1 protein-coding gene is annotated in these 420 nt (G+C 70.2%); it reads right to left on the reverse strand.

The features are described 5' to 3' along the window. On the reverse strand, positions 1–218 hold a 218-nt coding region (locus ACT84W_RS09800), incomplete at its 3' end, for an S-adenosylmethionine synthetase N-terminal domain-containing protein (protein ID WP_444329075.1). Positions 219–420 lie beyond the last annotated feature (202 nt).

Consider the following 420-nt stretch of genomic DNA (forward strand, 5'->3'; position numbering starts at 1 on the left):
CCGCTCCCGGGGCCGGTGGTGACGCAGGGCTCGACCGCGCAGCGGCCGTTGTCGAGCTTGGCGGGGACGCCGTCGGGGGCGACGTAGCCCGAGGCCTCGAGCTCAGACTCCTTGGCGAGAATGGCGTCCAGGATCGCGTCGCTCACCTGGTCGCAGATCTTGTCGGGGTGCCCTTCGGTAACGCTCTCGGAGGTGAAGTAGTAGTTCTTCTGTGACATGCGTGTGCTTCCTTTCTGCTGCAGTCACTGTGTTTCGCCGGGCAGGTCAGGCACCCGGCGCCGTAACCATGTTTAATACCCGAGGACGGCGGGCGTCATTCCGCGGGCGCGGGCGACCCCGCGGGAACGATCGGCTCCTCGGGCGCGGGTGGCCCCGCAGGCGACGGGGGCTCCGCCGCCGCGGTCGCGCCGTCCGCGCGCA

The organism is Paratractidigestivibacter sp. (assembly GCF_052362415.1).
Classification (GTDB): domain Bacteria; phylum Actinomycetota; class Coriobacteriia; order Coriobacteriales; family Atopobiaceae; genus Paratractidigestivibacter.